This is a genomic window from Paenibacillus hodogayensis, assembly GCF_039536325.1.
GTDB classification, from domain to species: domain Bacteria; phylum Bacillota; class Bacilli; order Paenibacillales; family NBRC-103111; genus Paenibacillus_AB; species Paenibacillus_AB hodogayensis.
Genome location: NZ_BAAAYO010000001.1, coordinates 1,028,481 through 1,047,939, shown reverse-complemented (window position 1 = coordinate 1,047,939; position 19,459 = coordinate 1,028,481). Strand labels below are relative to the sequence as shown.

The following is a 19,459-nucleotide window of genomic DNA, read 5'->3' as shown; positions in this document are numbered from 1 at the left end:
GCGCTATGATTCGCGGATTGACGAAAGCCGGACTCGGCGACGTCGGCAATGCCGAGCAATATATCGCTCTGGCGGCCAAGTACGGGTTCGGAGCGGTCGATATCGACATGGGGAGCTTGACCAAAGGAAGAAGCGTAGAGGAAGCGGCCGCACTGCTCCGCTCGCACGGCGTCGTGCTGGGCGCCATCGGGCTGACGGTGCAGTGGCGGACGACCGAAGAAGAGTTCCTTGCCGGGCTTCCCGCCCTTGCGGAACAGGCGGCTATCGCCCGCCAGCTCGGATGCACGGCCTGTACGACGTATATACTGCCGTCCACCGACGAGCCGGCGGCTCCGTTCATGGCGTCGGCCGTCCGCCGGCTGCGCCTGTGCGCGCAAATACTCGGCGCGTACGGCATCCGGCTCGGCCTCGAATTCGTCGGCCCGCACCATCTGCGGACCCGCTGGAAGCATCCGTTTATTTGGACGATGGCGGATACGCTCGAGATGGTCGCGGCGATCGGCGAGCCGAACGTCGGGCTGCTGCTGGATTGCTACCACTGGTACACGAACGGCCTCACTACGGAAGATATCGCCCGGCTGCGCCCGGAGCAGATCGTGCACGTCCATGTGAACGACGCGCCGGACGTTCCGGTCGAGGAAGCGCTGGACAACGGCCGGCTGATTGCCGGCGAAGGCGTGATCGACCTGGTCGGCTTCCTGAAGGCGCTCAAGCAGACCGGCTACGCCGGAGCGGTCGCCCAGGAGGTGCTGACCCAGCAGCCGCCGCAGGAGCCGGCGGAGGAGCGGGTGAGAAGAACGGCGGCGCAATACGACCGGCTGTTCGCCGAGGCAGGCATCTAAGCGATTGACACATAAGCCATGTCCTTGGCGCCACCCCCTTTCTCGAACGAAGGAGGCTTGGCGCCGGGAGCATGGCTTTTTTCGTCCGCGAGGCGGAAGCTATCGGATCGACGCGGCGTGTCGCAGGATTTCTTTTTTACACAAAAGAAGATGGTCCGTTCCTTCGAAATGCTCGGCAGCGCCAGGCGTTCCCCTTCGTCCCCTTTAGCGCGAAAGCCCGGACAGCTCCCCCGACAGCTTGCGGTAGTCGTTCGGGGTCGTCCCCTTGAGCTCGCGGAAGATGCGCGAGAACGTATTGTAGGAGCCGTAGCCGGCCTCCATGGCAATGTCGGCGATCTTCATATCGGTCGAGGACAGCAGGCCGCAGGCGTGGCGGAGCCGCACATCGTGCACGTGCTGCAAAAACGTGCGCCCCGTTTTTTTGCGGAACAGCGTGCTTAAGTAGGCCGGGCTTATGCGGAAATGATCGGCTACCGCGTTCAGCGTCAAGTCTTCCTTGTACCGATGCTGGATGAACCGGATGATGTCTAGAAACAGGCTTTTGCCGGCTGCGCCTTCCTCGTGCCGGGCTTGAAGCGCGGCCGCCCTCGTGCGGTTGCGGTCGAAGCCGATCAGAATATCGATCAGCATGATTTTCATCCTCAGTCTTCTCCAGCTCTCGTCTCCCCGGTATTCCTCATACAGCGCATCGAAGGCGCGCCGCAGGGAATCGCCCTGCTCGCCCTCGAAATGATGATAGGAAGGCAGCGCCGCGTCGGTGCCGATCAGCAGCCTCTGCAGCTCCGCCTTGCTTTCCAGTTCGGCGAACAGTCCGTGACTGAAGCGAATATTATAGAGGGTCAACGTACAGCCGGGAAATGTGAACAATTCGTGAATTTGGTAAGGCTGAATAAACGACAGCGTTCCGGGCTTCATCGGATGCGTGGCTCCGTTGATCGTCTCCGTCCCTTCGCCTCCGATGACGTACGACATTTCCAGATAGTCGTGACGATGGGCGCGGAACCCGCTTTCCAGCCGGTTGACGGAAAAATGCAAGGGAAAGGCGGTGTCCATGTTCGGGTAAGTTTCGATATATTCAGGGAAGTAGGACATTCGGCGCGTAACCCTCTCTCCGGCGCAAAGTCTCCGCAGACCGACTCCGGCCGCGTCCGCGCGATGCGAATGATTGATTCGGCTCGCTCATATAGTGAAAAACAAGCAGGCGGCCCCGCGCGATCTGCTGCGGCATTTCTATTATAAATCGTTATAACCGGTTTGCGTGAAAATTCCGAAAAAAAGATTGCCCCCGCCGCAATAGCTGGTACAATAAAAAAAGAGACACATATTCGACACAATTCAACTTCGTCATTCGCCGCACTCATCCCGAAAGGAGCAACGTCAAATGGTATCGTTACCGAAAATGAACGAGCTCGGCTTTTTCGAGATCCGCCTTGAATCGATCGGTGGCTTGGGCGCCAATCTGGCCGGCAAAATGCTGGCCGAGGCGGGTGTCATGGGCGCCGGCTTGAACGGAGTCAGCTTTTCCTCGTACGGCTCGGAGAAGAAAGGCTCCGCCGTCAAGGCGCATATCCGCTTCTGCGCTCCGGATACGAATATCCGCGATACGTCGCCGGTGGAACGGCCCCATGTAGTCGGTATTTTTCACGAGTCGCTGGCGAAGACAGTCAATGTGGTGAGCGGCATTTATGAAGACAGCCTGGTGCTTGTCAATTCTGTCCGCACAACGGCAGAGCTGAAGGAGAAGCTCAAGCTGAAGGGCGGGACGATCGCGGTCGTCGACGCCATCGGCATTGCGCTCGAAGAGAAGAACAGGGTCAATATGGCGATGCTCGGCGCGATGTTCCGGTTGTGCGCTTTCCTGGACGCGGAGTTCATGAAGGGCGTCATCCGCAAGTCCCTGGAGAAAAAGTACCCGCAAGCCGTTCAACCGGCAATCCGTACGTTTGAAAGGGGTTACAACGAAGTCCGCTTTGAGACATTCGCCTTGCCGGAAGGCGAGACGATGCCGGCGTACATCCGCCAGGATACGCCTGTGCTCGGCTTCGCGACGCAGCCGCTGGGCGGCGTCATTACGAACCCCGGCAACAGCATTTTGAAAGATTTGAGCATTTCCCGCGCGGGAATGATGCCCCAATTCGACGACGACAAATGCATTCATTGCGCCGCCTGCGACAACGTCTGTCCGGATTTCTGCTTCGTCTGGGACGAACTGCCCGACAAGAAGGGTCGTCCGCAAATGTTTCTGCAAGGCATCGACTACCAGTATTGCAAAGGCTGTCTGAAATGCGTCGTCGCCTGTCCGACCGAGGCGTTGTCCAAATCGCGCGACGACGACAGCTATGCCGAGCAGCATCGGGTGCCGCACCGGTTTGACCGGGTGATCGTGTAGCAGCTTTCCCATTTCCAGCGAAAGGGTGACAAGAAGCACATGGCTATTGACATCAAGCGCGAAGAGCAGCATACGGGTAAAGTCGAACAGCGCATCGTATACGAATCCGGCAACGAAATGGCCGCTTATGCGGCGCATCAAATCAATTACCACATTATGGGATACTTTCCGATATCCCCGTCCACGGAAGTTGCCCAGTTTCTCGATCTGATGAAAGCCAACGGCCAGCATGACGTCGTGCTCATTCCGGCCGACGGCGAGCATGGCTCCGCAGGGGTGTGCTACGGCGCGTCCGCCGCGGGAGGCCGCGTGTTCAACGCTACCAGCGCCAACGGTTATCTGTACATGATCGAGCAGATGCCGGTGCAGTCGGGGACGCGTTTTCCGATGGTCATGAATCTCGTCTGCCGCTCGGTGTCCGGGCCGCTCGACATTCACGGCGACCACTCGGATCTGTACTATGCACTGAATACCGGCTGGCCGATCGTGATGTGCCGCGATCCGCAAGCCGTCTACGATATGAACATCATCGCGCTCAAGCTGGCGGAGGACCCGGAGGTGCGCCTGCCGGTGCTGGTCGCCTCGGACGGCTATTTCACGTCCCACCAGAAGCGCCGCGTCATGACGTTCGCGCACCGCCAGGACGTGCACGATTTCGTCGGAGCCCAGCCGCCTGCCGGCTACCCGGACGTGCTGGACCGGAACAACCCGATTACGGTCGGTCCTTACATGAACGAGCCGGACTATATCAACAACTGCTACCAGCAGTCGATGGCGATGTACAACGCGGAGCGCGTCTACGACCGCATCCGTCAGGAATACGCCGAACTGACCGGACGCGACTACCCGATTCTCGACCTGTACCGAATGGACGACGCGGAGGTCGCCGTCTTCCTGATGAACTCGGCTTCGGAGATTATTAAGGACGTCGTCGACCAACTGCGCGAGCAGGGCATCAAAGCCGGCTCCATCGCCCCGAACATCATCCGTCCGTTCCCGCAGAAGCAGATCGCCGAGGCGCTCAAGGGCGTGCGGGCGATTACGGTAGGGGACCGGGCCGACTCTTACGGCGGGCACGGCGGCAATATGGTCAACGAGATCAAGGCGGCCCTGTTCACGCACGGCAACAGCGACACGCTGGTCGTCAGTCGTATATATGGCTTGGGGGGCAAAGACTTCTACGCCGAGGACGGCCATAACCTGTTCCGGTTCGCCATCGAGGCGGCGGAGAAGGGCTACGTCGAGAAGCCGTTCGATTATTACGGCCATACGCCAGGCGATCCGGCGAAAGCGCCCAAGCGGGTGCTCAATCCGATGAAATACGAGGATCTGAAAACCGGCCTGATCACCGTCACGCCGGACGCCGCCTCGGGCAAGCTGAACGTGCGCATCCCGCCGCTCCGTTCGCTGACGAAGAAGCCGAAGCGGATCGCTCCGGGGCATGGCGCCTGTCCGGGCTGCGGTATTTTCTCCGGCCTGGAGCTGTTCTTCAAAGGCATCGAGGGCGATATCGTCACGCTGTTCCATACCGGCTGCGCCATGGTCGTCACGACCGGCTACCCGTATTCGGCCCACAAGGCGACGTATATCCACAACCTGTTCCAGAACGGGGCGGCGACGCTGTCTGGTACGGTCGAGATGTTCTGGGAGCGCAAGCGCAGAGGCGAGCTGGACCATCTGAACCTGCCCGACGACTTTACCTTCGTCATGGTGACCGGCGATGGCGGGATGGATATCGGCATGGGACCGGCGATCGGCGCCGCGCTGCGCAATCACAAGATGATCATTCTCGAATACGACAACGAGGGCTACATGAATACCGGGGCGCAGCTATCCTATTCGACGCCGATCGGGCACCGCACCTCGACGTCCAACGTCGGCAAGAAGCAGGCCGGCAAGCTGTTCCATCATAAAGATACGGCGCAAATTATGGCGGCCACGAACATTCCGTACGTGTTCACCGGTTCGGAATCGTATCCGCAGGATCTGGTCAAGAAAGCGGCCAAGGCGCAATGGTACGCGCAGCACGAAGGGCTCGTTTACGGCAAAATCCTGATTACCTGCCCGCTCAACTGGTTGTCCGAGGACCAGGAGGGCACGAACATTATCGACGCTGCGGTCAGCTCCAACTTCTTCCCGCTGTACGAGGTGGAGAACGGCATTACGAACATTACGTACAACCCGGAGGAGAAAAACAAAGCGGTGTCCGTCGCCGATTGGCTCGGCTCGATGGGCAAGACGAAGCATATGACGAAGCCGGAAAACGCCGACGCGCTCGCTTCGTTCGAGCAGGAGGTCAACCGCCGCTGGAACCGGCTGAAGGCCAAGCACGAAAATCCTTATTTGTAAACGTACATGGGGGCGGGCGGCGAAGCTGCGGATGACCGGCAGCTTCGCGCTCGCCTCCTCTTCGTTTGCAAATCGGTGACGAGCTGGAAGTTGGTCCGGAATGTTCACGCGGCAAGCGGGTTCAGCCGGACGAGCCGGAGTTCGAAGGTTTTCAGGGGAGGGAAGCGCATGCCGTACGTCTTGAAGCATGCCGAAAGTGCGGAGCTGTTCGCCTGCACGCTCGTCAATCGATACGACCTGCCGTACTTCGGTGTGAAGGATTGGGAGGATGAGGAGGCGGCCGTGCGCGAGAAGGCCGGTTTTCTGGAAGCGAGAGGCGTCGGGGAATCGTCTTCCTGGGAAGTCGTGCCGGTTACGGAGATGCAGCTGAAGCTGGCGAACGTGAAGTTAAAGAACGATCCCGGCCGCCGGGTGTTTCTGGACGAGGACGGGACGCTGCGGCTGGAGAAGCGTGGGTAAGGGAAAGAAGAGATTCCTTCCGAACGGAAAGTAGAGGCTTGCCTCTTACGATCCGTTTGGGAGGGATTTTTTTGTAGGGTCATGGCTCAGTTCGGAGAGCGCCATGTAGCATTGACAGAGCCAGCAAATGAAGAATTAAATATCGTGGGGCACTAGCTTAGCTGGGAGAGCGCATCGCTGGCAGCGATGAGGTCAGGGGTTCAGTCCCCCTAGGCTCCATACAAAAAGAACGTCATCACTGTCTAATGACGGTTCATCTTCAATGTTTACTTGACAGGGGTAACTTCATTACGTGGTGGAGTTTTTTTGTATGGAATGCCAAGGGGGCGAACCCCGGGTTTCAGTCCGCGCGGACGGAATGAAGTGATAAGGTTTCGAGGGAACACTGCAAAAGGAGGAGCACGACGTTTGAATATACTGCTAAAAATTATATTTTAAGTTATAGATTGCCAATTCGCTGATGCTATTCGTTTGATAAAAACCACTCTCGTAAATATCTCGGAATGGCGCGCTGGTTCACGAATTCTTTCATGGGCGAGGAGTCGCACTTAGTTTGACAATTGGTTAGTTCAAAAACGCCCACACATACAGCGATAATTCTATAGGGCTTGTGGAATAGAAGTTGACCAAACCTTTAGGTCAAAAGGTGGATGCTTTCCGATTTGGAAGGGAAAAATACCCATATGTCGAATATGTCTTATCATATCCATGGATATTATCTTTTTTGTCGAAAATGTTAATTTGAGTTTTTAAATTTATATGTAATTATAGTATATATTTGTAACAGAATGGGGGTTGCTGAATGAGCTTTCAATTAAATTCTGTAAAAGAGGCGACATATCTTTCTGTTAATAAGGCAGACCGTTATCGTCCCATCTGCTACGTTTTCTATCAGAAGTACCGACAGGAATACAACTCTTATATGTTCCAGGATGATGTGTATCGAGAATTAGTAACGTCAGAGCAATTTGGTCCTCACTTTAAGGATTATTCCGAGAAAGACCTGGAAGAAGACCTCAAGTCACTCGTGAGATGGAACAACCTAATCATCCATCAAGACGAATCCCATGCACAGCGCATTGAGGATTTTTATAAACGAAAGAATTATTATGAGGTCACACAATATACAATTTCACTCGAACGTACGCTGGAGGAGATGCAGCATAATCTGCAGGCGATTCGCGGAGGATCTTTCGAGCGCGTATTGACGGACCATATTTTAGAGGACCTGACCAAACTCCGCAAGTGGAGGCCTTCTAACAACGGAACTCTAGGCGATATCCGCAACATCTGGCGCGACCTCATGTCTCGGTTTGAATCCCTTCGCAACGACACCGCCGATTTTTTGTCGCATGTAAACAGCGAACCATATGAACGCCTAGTCCGCACGGAGTCTTTTTTGCCATACAAAGAAAAATTTGTACGTTTGTTAAGTGACTTCGTAGTAGGCATTATGGAGAAGAAAGATTTGATAGAGGAGCGCCTCGGGGTTATCGATGAAAGTGAGATCGAACACATTATTTCCGTGATTGTTTCTTACGAAGCGGAGCAGCAAATTGATGAAACATTTGAGGCAGAGCTTGCCTCTGCACGAAGAAGGGCAGAATGGCTCGGTTTTAGAGGGTGGTTTGTGGAAATCAACGGCCGAAAAGCTAGTTCTCGTTTTCTTATTGAACAAACTCGCGGCACTATCCAAAAAATTGTGCGAATTGCAGATCAAATCAGCGATAAATTCAACTACTTTAAAAGCCGCAAAAATGACTATTTGGAATTGGCTCGCATTTTTGCGCACACTTCAGACTTGCGAGACTGCCATGTTATTGCTGGCGCGATGTTTGGCGCTTCCACCGCAAAGCACTTTTTAGTCCTTCGTAAATCTGAGGATGACACTACAAAGCATGTGTGGGAATGCGATCCTTTTGAAGTGTCTCTTAACAAAAAGGCGCCTGGGAACCGTAGTGGACGCACCAAAGTAGCTGTATATGAAGATCCCTTGGCGCAGATGCTTCTGATTCAAGAGCATCTGGAGAAAACGCGTATGATACGTGAGCAATTCAACAACCTAATTAAGGAAGGTAAAATTACGTTGGATGAAATCGGTATCGTGTATCCCGAAGTTAGGGACCTTCTACTTGAATTGTTAGGACAAGCTATGATTACAAAAAGTTTAAAAAGCCGAACGGAAGATGGCCGCCAATTTAATCTTAAGTTACGTTCTAGCAAGCTTATTCGCCTGCGTTCCACCGATGGTACGTTGACAATGAATGATTACGAATTCGTATTTATGGAGGACCAGGATGGATAAAGATCGGTTGGTGCTTCAGGAATGTATTGAAGCCCTGTTTCATTACCATTGGATTCATCGGGATACGCAGGCGGACCTATATTTTCAGATTCTCGCACGAAAAGCGGATATTGCCGAAATCGTGCGCGAATATTTCGGATATCGTTTACTTCTGCGTAATGAGTTCATCAAACTAGAGAAAATTCCCGTCACGTCAAAGTCATTTATGGGAGTTGGCGATTTTACAGCATCACTCCATTATATATTTTTCTGCTGCCTGCTTGCTTATTTAGAGGATAATGGGGAAGACCAGCAATTTACACTGCAAAACGCTTGTGATGCCATCCGTATGTATTACCCAGAAGAAGCCGTTCCTTTCGCTTGGGAAGAGCGTTCGCATCGTAAGGCTTTTGCAGATGTTCTGCAACATTGTGTGAAATTAAGGCTCGTCTATGTCGTGGACCGTGAAATAGATGGGTTTCGAGACAATGATCAGCACGATGTTCTGTTGCAGACTACGCCGTATTTCCGTCATTTTGCACTGCTTTACTTCTTTGATCTCAGCAAAATTCAAAATCTTAGGCAGTTGGAAGAACATATTGGCAAAGAGATCGTTCATGTCACAACCCCGAGGCAGCGGCTTCTGCGTAGATTATTTTTAGAATCAGTTATATATGATGATGAATTGTCTGCAGAGGAATCTGGAATTTTGGAGGATAAGGAAGAATTTAATAAGTTTAATGCGATGATATCAGAACTGTTTGAATATTGGAACCTTGAACGGTACCATCGTACGACGATGCTCACTCATACAGAAAGTCGTTATGGAGACTATTATCCGAAAGATGATCAGATCTCCAATGCAGCTGTGCAGTATGCAACTCTTATTTGGGATAAGGTAAACACTCAAGAAATAGCTCTTAATCATAATGGTCATGCCCTATGTTCAAAAAATGAGGCAATCGTTTGGTTTCAAGAGATCAAGGATCTACACCGTCATGGGTGGACCAAATCATTTACAGAACGGTCTCTTACCGTCATTTGGGAAGAGGTTATAGGATTTATGTCTGACTTTCACATGGCAGATGCGCTTACGGACGATCAGGTTGTATTCTATTCCGCCGCTGGCCGTGTTACAGGGGAATATGTATCTTAATCTATGGTAAACGGAGGTAATAGGCGTTGAGTTCATTCCATTTGAATCGCTTTGGTCTCATTAATTTCTGGTATCACGGTGACACAGTTTTTGAATTTAGTAATGGACGCCTTTTTGTCCGCGGCGCTAACGGTTCTGGTAAATCAGTATCCACTACCATGGCAGTCCCATTTTTGCTCGACGGCGATAAGCGCCCGTCACGTCTTGATCCATTCGGTTCACAGGATCGACGGATGATCGATCTATTGCTCGGCAATAAACATGTATCAAAACGAGAAGAAGGTACGGGATATCTCTACATGGAATATCGCAATGGAAACAACTTTGTGACCGTTGGCATCGGCTTGAATGGAAAAAGGCGGGAGAGCGACAACACTATGCGCACGTGGTATTTTATTCTCCGCAATAAGCGTATTGGGTACGACATTCAGTTATATGATGAAAAAATTATAAGCGGGGAACCCAAAAAGTTTCCTCTTACTATGGGGGACTTAGCAGACCGTATTGGCAGAGACGGGGAAGTCACCGACAGTCAGCAGCGTTATGTGGAGCTCGTGAATCAAGAAATCTTTGGATTTAGAACCACACAGGAATTTAAAGAACTAATTAGCGTGCTGCTCCAGCTCCGTAGCCCGAAGCTCTCCAATGCCGTGAAAGCGAGCGAAGTGTCCAACATCCTCTCTGATGCCCTTCCTGAATTGTCGCAACATGAATTGTTGCCGCTTTCTTCGTCGCTGGAGAGCATGGATAGCCTGCAAGAAAAGAAAAATCATCTTGAAAAGGAACTAGGATTCCTTACGAAGTTAGTAGAAGCGTATGACGTCTACAATCAACTCTCTCTCTATGAGAAGGCGAAACATCTGTTGTTCAGCGAGAAACGATTTAATGAATCCATGAAACGCATTAAGGATTGTAAGGTTGCTGAAGTCGAAGTCTCCGCGACCAAAACAGAACTGGAGCGGAGGCACGCAGAACAAATTAACATAAAGGAAACCATGCAGAAGAAAATAGTATCACTACAAGGGCACCCAATTTTCACACTTGAGCAAGAATTGGAACAGGTAAGACAAACTCTACGAGATTCAGGGGAGAAACTGCAGGGAAAGACTGAGGCCATAGAGAAGAATGAAAACCAGCAACGACAAGTGGAGTACCGGTTTAAGCAGATTGAGGGAAATAAATACAAAGCAGTCCAGAGCCGTGAGAAGGCGCTTTTGGAACTGGATTCACTGGCGGATGAGACTTGCTTCTCACCCCACGGGATCTTACGTAACCACTTTAAATCTAGCCTTGAAAGTTTTTCAGATGCAGCTTTTAAAAATTGGCAAGAAACTCTCCACGAGTACCGAAGTAAGGTGCAAAAGATTGCCGATCAGCTCCTTTCACTGAAATCTCGTCTTGAACAAGAGGATCAAATGCAGCGAAATATGGCGACCGAAGAAGAGCGTGCCAATCAGTTAGACGTTGAGATTAGCATCTTAGTGAAAGAGATTTCCGCATGCTCGACATCTGTCGAACATTCCGTTGCCGAATGGGCGGAAAGTGCTCACCAATTTCAAATTCAGCCCGCAGAACTTCTCGAAGTGAAGGAAATCTTGCAAGGGATTGGAGATCTTCTGGATGACGTCTCTCCAGCAACGGTTACTGACTGGCTGAGTTTCTTATACGACAAACGCTTTCGATCACTTCAGGAGCAGAATGCGAATCTCGTGGCCTCCGTCCGTCATATCCTAGAGCAAATCGAGGAGGCTGAACGAAAGGCTGAAGCTTTATCTGCACAAAAGGAGATGGAGCCCGTTCTTACCATTTCGGAAGTGGAAGAAATGGAGCGCTTGCGCACACAAAACGTACGTGTTGCTTATTTTTATGAAACGGTTGAATTTTTGGAACACTTACAGCCGACGGTAAAGGAAGCCATCGAAGACGCCATTACCCGCGCGGGACTCCTTACGGCTCTTGTAGTGCATGAGAGTGATCGCTCTATAGTCGCTGCCTCGATGGCTGTGGTGCAAGTAGGGTCGTACAAAAGAGAAAATTTACTGACTTATGTACGTCCGACGCCAACCAACGGTCTCACGGAGGAAGATATTAACACTGTACTGCAAACCATTTCTATTGTTCCCCATAAGGAAGGGTATGTGTTGGAAAACGGGGAATTCCGCAGTGGTATGGTTGGGGGGCTGGCCCCTAAGTATGAAGATAAATACATTGGCAAATCGGCGCGGGAACAAATCCGTCTGCGCAAGTTGAAAGAACTGCAAAGTCAATGTGATGAACTCATGCACCATAAAGATAACTTGGAATCGGAACAGCTTTCCATAGAAAAGCAGCAGCATCTCCTTGTCATGGAACGGGAAGTGTTCCCATCCCTCCAGGGGCTTAAAGAGTTACTTAGATGCCATGAAATCAAGCGTCATGAACGCGCCACTCAACATTCTGTGGTAGAAAGGCTCCAAGTTGCATTGCGTGTCTACCGAAACGAAACACAAGTTTTGCGTAATGCGCTCTATTATGCTACGGAGCAGTTGGAATTGCCGCTTAAGCTTGCCAGCTACCAACAGGCTCTTAGCGACCTTACAATTTACAATAATACACTTGCTGATCTCCGCGTTGCTCACAATGCATGGCTTACAGCGAATCAGTCACAGACAGATCTTAAGTCGGAGATAGAACGATTGACAGACGATTATGACTATCTTGTAGATGAGAAATCCGATCTTGAGCGGGATATTGCGAAGAACAAGTCTTATGAATCAATGTTTCTTGAGCGAATACAGGATCTTGGCAATACGGACTTAAAACATGAGATAGAGGTAGCGATAAATGCGGCGAAGTCGGCAGATGTGTGGTTAGACTCTTATCGTAAACAAATAAACGAAGCAGAGATTAAAATTCGCGGCCTCATTGATAATCAAACGAAGGAGCAACCGGTGATGGAAGAGCGGCTGCGATTGCTAAATGGGTGGATGAAATTGTACCAAGAGGAGCTATATCTCGGTTTTGTATGTCCTCCACGGAGTGCTTCTGAGACCGTTATGGCACTGGAACAATCGTGCAAGGGACTCTCGTTTGATGAAGTGCTTTCAGCATTAAAAGAAGCAGAAGGCTACGCTCAGCGCGAACTTGTGGATTACAATCTTAAGCCGGCGCGGCGTTCTATTTCGCTTGAGATTAAGACTGAAGACATGGAGAACCCGTCCTGGCAGATCCTCGTGCAGAACTGCTCGCGACAATTCCTGGTCTTTTCCCTCCAGCATGTAGAGAACACGCCACTTGAAGTACACCGTTATGTGAATGAACAACTAGAGCGCATTTCGAGACATATTCGGGAAGAGGAGCAGAAGTTATTTGAAAAGGTGCTCATTGATGTTGTCGGTACTACGATCCATGAGAAAGTGCGGGCTGCGAAGCGCTGGGAACAAGACGCGAACGTGATGCTGCGACGTGTAACAGGCACTATTCAGATGCGGCTCGAATGGATCCCCCTCACGAGCAAAGAAGAGGACCAAATTTCAACAACAGAGCTGTTGTCGTACTTATCCAAGGAGTCCATATATCTGACGCCATCTCAAAAGGAAAAGGTGCGTCTACATTTCATATCCAAAATCAATGAAGCTCGAAAAAAGTGCAGGGACGACGCGAGTTTTTCTATGTTTGAAGAGATGAAAAAGGCGCTGGATTACCGCAAATGGTTCCGGTTTGACATGTTCATCACGCGCAAGGGTATTCCCGAGGAGCGCTTTACAAACAAAGTGTTCGGGGAGCTCAGCGGCGGGGAAAAGGCGATGAGCATCTACTCGCCGCTCTTTGCGGCGATAGCTGCCAAATATTCTTATGCCGCACCTGATGCACCGCGTGTTATTTCTTTGGATGAAGCTTTTGCGGGTATCGATAACGAAAATATTGCACAGATGTTTCAACTTGTGCATGACTTTGAGTTTGATTACATTATGAACTCCCAGGTGCTGTGGGGTTGCTACGAAACGGTTGATGAACTCTCCATTGCCCAAATTCTTCGACCTGTGGATTCTCCAGTACTCGCTGTTGCACGTTACTATTGGGATGGGAAAGAAAAACATCTTCTATCGCTAGAGCAAAGTATCGAGGAGCGTTCCCTCTATGCAGGATAACAGACAACTAGTTGAGATTTTTCGGCAGAGCGGCGGCTTTGGCCGCCTTTTTGACTTGTATTGCAAGAAGTTTGAAAGCTACGGAGCATTCGGCACGGTGCCAATGCGACCCACCGAAGAAGAGGAAAAAGCTTTGCGCGGCTTTCTTGGCATTCGCTACAAGGGTCCACGTTTCCCAGCCGCTGATTTTGAAAAAGCGGCTAGAGAAGCAGGATACTCAGTTTCTTTACTTGAATTGTTAGAATTATACTACGGCCATCAACTTTCCACCAAACGCCAACAAAAAGAGTCAAAACTTTCAGCTTGGGCTAATCTATTCATTCAAGTTGAACTAGATTTTATTACTCGTTTTAATATCTCTAATACTGAACTTGAAATATTTATTCAACAGACATTTAACTGGTTTCAAAGATTAAAGGAAGGAGATGCCAAGGGTTATAGGGTTTTGAGAACTGTTTTTGACAGAGACACAAATGTCTATTCAGAATTGCTGACATGTCTGAGCGCTCTATGGCATTTGCTGATGAGAAAAGATGAAATGTTTGAAAGATGTGGGATCTCAACTGGAAAAATTAGATTACCTATGTTCGCTGCTTATGTTACTGAGGATTCACATGCCTTTGATAAAACAAATGCAAAAGGAAGATTATTATGGAGCGCTCTCAATGATATAAATAGCCAAAGTCTAAATCAAAACGGAAATATTGATAACCATATGTCAGCCATACCAGAGTATTTGTTCGAACGTCAAATTTATAGGAATTTCGACGTTCTGGATGATGATCTTAGTTCGATTTCGCATGTTTTTGTTCCACATCTCGTCAAAGGGACTTCGCCCCGCACGTTAAATTTACGTGAGATTGAAGAGATGGAGCAATTACCAAAGTACTCGTCAATATATATTCTGGAAAATCCGTCTGTGATATCTTATCTAGTTGATGAAACCATTCATTTTCTTAATCTAAATGAATTCTCATTAGAACAACTTCCACCGGATTTTCCAGTTCTTCTTTGTACGATCGGACAGGCAAGAACCGCTTCTAAAGTATTTATAGAAAAATGTCTTGAAGCAAGCCCAAACTGCATCATTTACTATTCAGGGGATTTAGATGTTCCAGGCATTCAGATGTTAAACAATATGAAGGAGCAATTTACAGCAGAGTTTTACGCTTGGCGTATGGAGACTTCCATATATCGCAATCATGTTGCGACCAAAAGCAAACCTTTATCTGATGCAGACTTAAAAATCCTTCAAGAATTAGAGGGTGGTTTAGCTAAAGAGATGATACAAATTAAAGCAAAAGTTTATCAGGAATTATTTGGTAAGGAACTAAGAGGCGATTGGATTAAGGAAGTGTCTTCTGGAATTTCAAAAATGAACCAAATGAACGATGATAATATTCATGGCTAATTAGGGATTTGTATTCTTAGTCTCACCATGGTAAGCGAGTGTTTGAAAAAAGATCAATTGGTACATGAATAATTGAATGATGATGAATATTGCAAAACCGATGGGACAATTAGTCTTGAAAGTAGATTTTGGTATGTTAATGACCATCCGTAGTAGAGCTCATCGCTGGCAGCGATGAGGTCAGGGGTTAGATCCCCTAGGCTCCACCAACACATTAAACAAAAACGGCAGAGATGCCGTTTTTTGTTTATCAGGGTTGAGGTTATATGTCCAAAGCAGCTACAGGAGATCGTTGTAGAGAACCACGATGGATGATGCCTCCCATTCTAATTCAATTCGTCCGCGAAGTGCTCGAAGTGGTGGGCGCTTCGCGGACCGTTGTCATTGTTACAGAGCAACACAACTGGAATCCAGATTAACTAAAGAACATTAGTGAGATATATGAACCCCATATTGTTCGAAAAAATGGATAATTGCAGACTTGTCCATCCTTACATCAGGCAGGTCTTCCGGATAATAAATGCCTGGAGCCAGCGGCTTATCCTCTGAGGTTCGTAATAGCTTTTCTGCCTGGACGGCAGCTCCCAAGGCGGTGAGATGAGTTTGACCCAGCGGATCAGAAATCGCTATTCTCCGTTCAACCGATCGCCCATTATGGTCACGACCGTTTAGATGAATAAGGATGTGATGCGTGCTGCCCGTGCCCGGATTGTAGAGCAGGCTTCGTCTAAGTGAACGGAATCGGTCCCCGCTGATCCTCTTCCATATACCGCTCTTGACCAGTCCAACAAGCGCGTAGGTGGATGCTTTGTTGTCGAAGGAAATGCGGAAACTGGCGGAGTCGATATGGCCTGGCTTGAGCAGGGTCACATGGTCCGGGGTGCCAAGCCGATAGCATTTTGTTTCGTATCCGTTTGGAAATTGCACTTTTACAGGATCGGTCATTGGAAATACAAGCCGACTTCCTTTCGGTTCGGTAATGTAGAATGGAACGTTCATACGATCCATGTACGCCACGGAGTCGGGTCCTGCTTTATCCCGCACCGAGTAAAGCGCATGAATATGAACAGAGACATTCTGAAGTGAGGTTGAATTCAGCATAGCGAACAGTGAAGCAGTTCCCGCCATCCATCCGGAAGACAGAACGACAGGGGCATGAAGCTCCGTGTTCTTCAATTTGGTGATCGCTTGTTGGAATATCTCTGTCCAGCGCGTAATGTCGATGAGTGGAATCCTTCTTCTAACGGCAGACAGAAGCAGCCGATCCTGTAGATCGTTGACGGCGTTGATGATCAACGATACATTGTCGCCAGCATAGAGCAGCGGATCTTCCGCATTATTATCAACAACGACTGTTTGGACCCGTCCCGATCCGAATGGTGCTGCTTTTCCCGGAGACCTTCCTCCCAGGGCAATATCCAGATCGGGGTGCCGATCGTGTAAGATTTGGGCGATCTGTCTGCCTACTTCACCGTATCCTCCTACAATAAGTACCAACTTTCTGATCATAAGATAAACCTCCGTTTAAATGTTTGAATGCTTATATGTTTAATTTTTTAAACGTACAAATCGAAAAAATAGGAACGACATGTGCTGGCCAAGGTAATGGCACTAGTACCGGCATTCCTCCTCAACGAACTGGACAAGCTGTTTCATCATTGCGATCACTCCGTCAAACTCAAGCCTGTAGAACATTTCCGTACCCTTCTTCTGAACGGTAATCAGCCCTGCTTGCCGCAATATTTTCAGGTGGTGAGAGACGGTAGGGCGCGACATCGGAATATGCTCTGCGATCTGCGTCACATTCATACTCTCTTTATCGATCAACAGCGATATGATCTGCTGACGAATAGGGTCTCCCAGTCCTTGAAAATAGGGGCCCAGCTTCTCAAAAATATGAATTGCCTTCTGATTCCCGATGAATTCGCTCATGGCTCACTCCGTTATAATGTTTAATTACTTAAACGTATCATAATGCATTTCTTAAAATAATTCAATACTGCTAATCGGGGCAGTATAACCATTGCGGAAGAGGGCATCGCTGGCAGCGATAAGGTCAGGGGTTCAGTCCCCTTAGGCTCCACCAAACAAATGATATCTACGCGCCTCGTTATGGCGCGTGTTTTTTATTTCAGTGGTAGCTTGCTTGGGCGCGAACCCGGGTCCACTCGTGCGGACAGAACAAACTGGAGGAGCACGGCGTTAAATTTACTGCCGCGAAAAGTTTGCGGTAAAGCAGGAGGAACATATTCAATATGCAGTATTTGGCATGATTCAGAAGTTGATACTGGTTAACAACTATAACGAGGGAAAAGAGGGAACAGATGCCTACGATATTAGTTGCTGATGATGATTTGAATATTCGCGAACTCGTCTGTTTGTTTTTGCGAAATGACGGATTTGAGACCATAGAAGCCGCAGACGGCAAAGAAGCGATGACCTTATATGCCTCGACGAGAGTCGATCTTGTCGTGCTTGATATTATGATGCCGCTTATGGACGGCTGGGAGCTGTGCAGGGAGCTTCGAAAAGCCAATCCGGATCTCCCGTTGCTGATGCTGACGGCAAGAGGCGAGACATGGGAGAAGGTGAAAGGGTTCCAGCTTGGGGCGGATGATTATTTGACGAAGCCGTTTGATCCGCTGGAGCTGGCCGTTCGCGTAAGGGCGCTGCTGAAGCGATACGGGGGCAGCTCGATGCAGACCATTCAGCTCGGCAGCGTTCAGCTGGACCGACAGACGTATAAGGTGATAAGGGGGGCGGATTCGCTGGCGCTCCCGCTTAAGGAGTTTGAATTATTGTACAAGCTGGCCAGCAAGCCCGGACAAATCTATACGCGCGAGCAACTGATCGATCAAATCTGGGGGATGGATTACACAGGCGATGAACGGACGGTTGATGTCCATATCAAGCGACTGCGCGAACGGTTCGCAACAACGCCTGATTTTCGGATCGAAACGGTCCGCGGTCTTGGTTACCGGGTTGAGGTATCGCCATGATCAGTTCCTTATATACCCGCGTCGTACTGACCTTTCTGGCTTCTGTCATCGGCGGGACGATCATTGCTTCTTTTACCACGACATGGTTGTATCAGGAGAAGTTGAACGATAACCTGCTGGCAAATGTTGTCCATTTCGGTCAGGACGTCGCAAGGATCTATGATGCCTTGCCGTTAGAGGAGGCGGATTCGTATGTCAGCGGAATGAATCAGCTCCATTCCTACTCTATTCGCATGTACGACAAAGACGGTCACCTACAGTCATACGGAGAGCTGAACGGCCAGCGCGTATCCGAAGTAACGCCGGAACAAATCAGTCAAGTGCTGGCTGGAGAAGTGCTGCAGATCAGCTCGAAGGGGTTAGTACCCGTTCTGCTAGGCATGCCTCTTCACACAGACACAGGGATGAAAGCAATGTTTGTAGAGCCGCTTGCCGCTTCTTCCGTATCGCTATTGATCAGGTTTTTGACCAACTGCTTGATTGCGGGAAGCTTGCTCATTCTAGTTGCAGCTGTGTTCCTCGTTAGGCCGATTAAAAAGCTGACGGAAGCGACCAAACGTATCGCGGCGGGAGACTTCAACGTCAAGTTGAACATTAAGCAAAAAGGGGAGCTGGGCACGCTTGCCCGCAGCTTCGAGGAAATGATGCGCGACCTGAAGCAACTGGAACAGATGCGCAAGGAATTCGTATCGAATGTATCGCATGAGGTGCAGTCGCCGCTCACCTCGATATCCGGATATGCCATAGCGCTCAAGCAAGCTGGCATTACCGAAAGCGAGCGCGAGCGTTACCTCGATATTATTATCTCCGAAGCGAAGCGCATGTCCAAAATGAGCGACAGCCTGCTGAAGCTGAGCTTGCTGGAATCCAATACACAGCAGCTCCGGGTAACGGAGCTCAGACTTGATGAGCAGGTCAGACGTGTCATTGTGGCGATTCAGCCGCAATGGTCAGTGCGCAACATTAGCTTTGAATTAAATCTGAAGCCCGTAACAATCGCGGCAGATCATGATCAGCTCAACCAGGTATGGACCAACATTATTGGCAACAGCATCAAGTTTTCCGAAGAGGGCGGCACGATTCATGTCAGTACCAGGCAAGACGCCAAAAACGTGACCGTACGCATAGCCGACACGGGTATCGGCATCTCTCGGGAGGATCAAAAACGGATATTCGAGCGGTTCTTCAAAGCCGATCGTTCCCATAGCCGCAAGTATGACGGCAGCGGCATGGGGCTCGCCATCGTGAAGCGGATCGTATCGCTGCATCAGGGCCATATTCGAGTCGAGAGCGAGCCAGGACACGGCGCCGCGTTTATCGTCACCTTGCCAATGGCGGATCCGGCAGAGTGATCCGCAATATTTTGGCCGCTGTTCATATTCAGTTCATAGTCACGTCATCGTCTGTACATCTTCATCGGTTAAGCTTGGAATAATCGTC

The 19,459-nt window shown here is 49.9% G+C and carries 13 protein-coding genes and 1 tRNA gene; 11 read left to right on the top strand and 3 right to left on the bottom strand.

The genetic code is table 11. The annotated features are described in order from the left end of the window. Positions 1 to 5: 5 nt before the first annotated feature. Positions 6 to 842, top strand: coding sequence for a sugar phosphate isomerase/epimerase family protein (locus ABD796_RS04150; RefSeq protein ID WP_344903253.1), 837 nt, complete (start codon positions 6 to 8; stop codon positions 840 to 842). A 204-nt stretch (positions 843 to 1,046) separates the two neighbouring features. On the opposite strand, the gene ABD796_RS04145 is transcribed toward ABD796_RS04150, so the two are convergent. Then, the gene (locus tag ABD796_RS04145; RefSeq protein WP_344903250.1) at positions 1,047 to 1,934 is read right to left on the bottom strand and encodes an AraC family transcriptional regulator; all 888 of its coding nucleotides are present in this window, start codon (positions 1,932 to 1,934) and stop codon (positions 1,047 to 1,049) included. Between the two features lie 289 nt (positions 1,935 to 2,223). On the opposite strand from ABD796_RS04145, the gene ABD796_RS04140 reads away from it, so the two are divergent. The 8 genes from ABD796_RS04140 to ABD796_RS04105 all read left to right on the top strand — a co-directional run bounded on the left by ABD796_RS04140 (position 2,224) and on the right by ABD796_RS04105 (position 15,020). After that, positions 2,224 to 3,231 (top strand): 2-oxoacid:acceptor oxidoreductase family protein, encoded by a 1,008-nt coding sequence (locus ABD796_RS04140; RefSeq protein ID WP_344903248.1) that lies wholly within the window; start codon positions 2,224 to 2,226, stop codon positions 3,229 to 3,231. A gap of 39 nt (positions 3,232 to 3,270) precedes the next feature. Beyond that, positions 3,271 to 5,580: a thiamine pyrophosphate-dependent enzyme gene (locus tag ABD796_RS04135; protein ID WP_344903245.1), complete on the top strand. Its 2,310-nt coding sequence runs from the start codon at positions 3,271 to 3,273 to the stop codon at positions 5,578 to 5,580. Between the two features lie 168 nt (positions 5,581 to 5,748). After that, a complete protein-coding gene (locus ABD796_RS04130) occupies positions 5,749 to 6,039 on the top strand; it encodes a hypothetical protein (RefSeq protein WP_344903243.1) in 291 nt (96 codons plus the stop codon). A gap of 146 nt (positions 6,040 to 6,185) precedes the next feature. Beyond that, positions 6,186 to 6,258: transfer RNA gene (locus tag ABD796_RS04125), tRNA-Ala, on the top strand. 583 nt (positions 6,259 to 6,841) lie between these two features. Continuing rightward, positions 6,842 to 8,344, top strand: a complete 1,503-nt coding sequence (locus ABD796_RS04120; protein WP_344903240.1) for a TIGR02677 family protein — start codon at positions 6,842 to 6,844, stop codon at positions 8,342 to 8,344. Continuing rightward, a complete protein-coding gene (locus ABD796_RS04115; protein WP_344903237.1) occupies positions 8,337 to 9,479 on the top strand; it encodes a TIGR02678 family protein in 1,143 nt (380 codons plus the stop codon). Before ABD796_RS04120 ends, ABD796_RS04115 begins: the two co-directional genes overlap by 8 nt. 26 nt (positions 9,480 to 9,505) lie before the next feature. Further along, positions 9,506 to 13,609 (top strand): TIGR02680 family protein, encoded by a 4,104-nt coding sequence (locus ABD796_RS04110; RefSeq protein WP_344903234.1) that lies wholly within the window; start codon positions 9,506 to 9,508, stop codon positions 13,607 to 13,609. Next, positions 13,599 to 15,020 (top strand): TIGR02679 domain-containing protein, encoded by a 1,422-nt coding sequence (locus tag ABD796_RS04105; protein WP_344903231.1) that lies wholly within the window; start codon positions 13,599 to 13,601, stop codon positions 15,018 to 15,020. The genes ABD796_RS04110 and ABD796_RS04105 overlap by 11 nt, the downstream gene beginning before the upstream one ends. 429 nt (positions 15,021 to 15,449) lie before the next feature. Here the strand turns inward: ABD796_RS04105 and ABD796_RS04100 are convergent, their stop codons facing one another. Both ABD796_RS04100 and ABD796_RS04095 read right to left on the bottom strand, forming a co-directional pair. Further along, entirely contained in the window at positions 15,450 to 16,529 is a 1,080-nt protein-coding gene (locus tag ABD796_RS04100) for a saccharopine dehydrogenase (RefSeq protein WP_344903228.1), read from the bottom strand. A 102-nt stretch (positions 16,530 to 16,631) separates the two neighbouring features. Further along, on the bottom strand, positions 16,632 to 16,952 hold the full coding sequence (locus tag ABD796_RS04095) for an ArsR/SmtB family transcription factor (protein WP_344903225.1): 321 nt from the start codon (positions 16,950 to 16,952) through the stop codon (positions 16,632 to 16,634). Between the two features lie 392 nt (positions 16,953 to 17,344). Between ABD796_RS04095 and ABD796_RS04090 the strand changes: the two genes are divergently transcribed. Then, the gene (locus ABD796_RS04090; RefSeq protein WP_344903223.1) at positions 17,345 to 18,019 is read left to right on the top strand and encodes a response regulator transcription factor; all 675 of its coding nucleotides are present in this window, start codon (positions 17,345 to 17,347) and stop codon (positions 18,017 to 18,019) included. Then, complete coding sequence (locus ABD796_RS04085; protein ID WP_344903221.1) at positions 18,016 to 19,371, top strand: sensor histidine kinase; 1,356 nt, start codon at positions 18,016 to 18,018, stop codon at positions 19,369 to 19,371. The genes ABD796_RS04090 and ABD796_RS04085 overlap by 4 nt, the downstream gene beginning before the upstream one ends. Positions 19,372 to 19,459 lie beyond the last annotated feature (88 nt).